Below are 1,943 nucleotides of genomic sequence, written 5' to 3'. Positions count from 1 at the left end.
CCGTCGAGCACGAGTGGCGGCAGCCCGGCTGAGCCGCTGCCCTCCTCGCCTTCCCAGCGCACCGCCAGCGGCGCGCGTGGTACGAGCACCTGGACCTCGGCCACCGGGTCGAGGTCCCCAGGCGTGAAGGCGACTGAGACCTCGGCCGGAGCGCCGTCGTCGCCCAGCACCACGCTTCCGCCGGCCAGCCAGGTTCCCAGGCACCAGGTGACCAGCCGCCAGCTCGGCCCCAGCGCAAGCCTCACGCGCGGAGCCGTGCCTGCCTCGGCCTCAAGAAAGCCCGCGCTCTTGGCCGCCCACATCGCCAGCACGTGGCCGGTCAGCTCCACCCGCTCGCCGGCCGCGTACCACACCAGCCACGGGCGGAAGGAGTCGGCGGCCTGGGGCAGGAGCGGGAGCAAGGGGTCCGCGGGAGCAGTCATGGCGGCATTCAACCTGACGGTGGGGTCGCGGGCCAGGCGCGCGTCAGTCAGGCGCGTGCCCGAGCTCCTCTGGCTCCAGGCGGGGCGTGAGCGGGCCACCGGCCTCGCCTGCGCGGCGCCCGTGTGTGTCTCGCGGATATCGCGGTGAGGTGTACCTAAGGTCCGTGGTTGGTGAAGTCGGCTACTCCGCTTGACGGACCCTGCCTACACCCGTGTAATTTCATCCGTACACCCATGAGCCATTCGGAAGGGACGCCATCGTGTGGAACATCCTCGGAGACGGTCCGCTGCAGCGGACCGACGAGGCCGACGACGCGGCTCTTCGCCTCATCTTCGGTGGCGAGGAGGCCGACGACGGTCCTCTCGCGTGGCAGGAGCGCGCCCTGTGCGCCCAGACGGACCCGGAGGCCTTCTTCCCTGAGAAGGGCGGATCCACTCGTGAGGCCAAGCGCGTGTGCGCGACCTGCGAGGTCCGTGAGGAGTGCCTGGAGTACGCCCTGGCCAATGACGAGCGTTTTGGTATCTGGGGCGGGTTGTCCGAGCGTGAGCGTCGCAAGCTCAAGCGGCGCGCCGTCTGAGTGTGACCGGATGGTTGTGACTCAGCGATGACGTCGGCGGTCTCCGCCTTCGCAGCTCACGCCGCCACGCCCGGTCTGACCACGCTTGCCGTCGTCGTGACATGTGGCGTGACGCCATACCTGCCGTCTGCCCTTCGCGCCGTCGCCTGCCAGACCGTGGTTCCGGGCGTGGTCCTGGTGGTGGACGCCGCCTCGCGCGCCAACGGCCTGGGTGACGGCACCCCCGTAGAGGAGGTGGTGGACACCTCCGGACTCGACTCGGTCGCCGACGTCCGCATTGTGCGCGCGCCCGAGGCCCCCACCTTCATCGCCGCCGTGCGCACCGGCCTGGAGCGCTACGCAGCCCTGCTGGAGCAGGGCAACCGCCGCCGCGCCCCGCGTGGCTTGCGCGCCACCGGCACCTCCTGGCCGACGTCCTCCCTGGCCACCGGCCAGGGCCTGCACTATGACACCAGCTCCGGCCGCGGCCAGCTCACCGGCCCGGCCGGGAGCCTGTCACCCATCACGCGCGCCGAGAGCCACGCCCACGCCGCGGTCATGGATTCGACTGCCGCCGCCCAGGACTCCTGGCTGTGGCTCCTCCACGATGACTGCGCACCCGAGCCCGAGTGCCTGGAGAGGTTGCTGGGCGCGGTGAGCAACGCCCGCTCGGTCGCGATGGCCGGCCCCAAGCAGGTCGACTGGGACCACCCGGACCAGCTCCTGGAAGTCGGGCTGCGCACCACGGCCGCTGCCCGGCGCGCGAACGACGTCATCGACGGCGAGATCGACCAGGGTCAGCACGACGACCGCAGCGACGTCCTGGCCGTGGGGACCGCGGGCGCCCTGGTGGACCGTGCGGCCTGGGCCTCCTTGAGCTCGGTGGCTGATGACGTCTCCGTCTTCGCCGACGGCCTGACCATCTCCCGCGCCCTGCGGCTGGAAGGGCGGCGCGTCGTCGTCG

At 71.7% G+C, this 1,943-nt stretch carries 3 protein-coding genes; 2 read left to right on the top strand and 1 reads right to left on the bottom strand.

The genetic code is table 11. The features are described from left to right. Positions 1 to 422: TIGR03089 family protein (locus HMPREF0058_RS11290; protein WP_040319971.1), on the bottom strand; the 422-nt coding region annotated here is incomplete at its 3' end. A gap of 329 nt (positions 423 to 751) precedes the next feature. Here HMPREF0058_RS11290 and HMPREF0058_RS11285 point away from each other — a divergent pair. Together HMPREF0058_RS11285 and HMPREF0058_RS11280 are read left to right on the top strand one after the other, a co-directional pair. After that, entirely contained in the window at positions 752 to 1,000 is a 249-nt protein-coding gene (locus HMPREF0058_RS11285) for a WhiB family transcriptional regulator (RefSeq protein WP_180950843.1), read from the top strand. Between the two features lie 27 nt (positions 1,001 to 1,027). Beyond that, on the top strand, positions 1,028 to 1,943 hold a 916-nt coding region (locus HMPREF0058_RS11280), incomplete at its 3' end, for a glycosyltransferase (RefSeq protein WP_006549923.1).

Origin of the sequence: Actinomyces urogenitalis DSM 15434, assembly GCF_000159035.1 — a bacterium.
GTDB classification, from domain to species: Bacteria; Actinomycetota; Actinomycetes; order Actinomycetales; family Actinomycetaceae; genus Actinomyces; species Actinomyces urogenitalis.
Note: the sequence above shows the minus strand (reverse complement) of the source record. Positions and strands in the feature narration are given on the sequence as shown.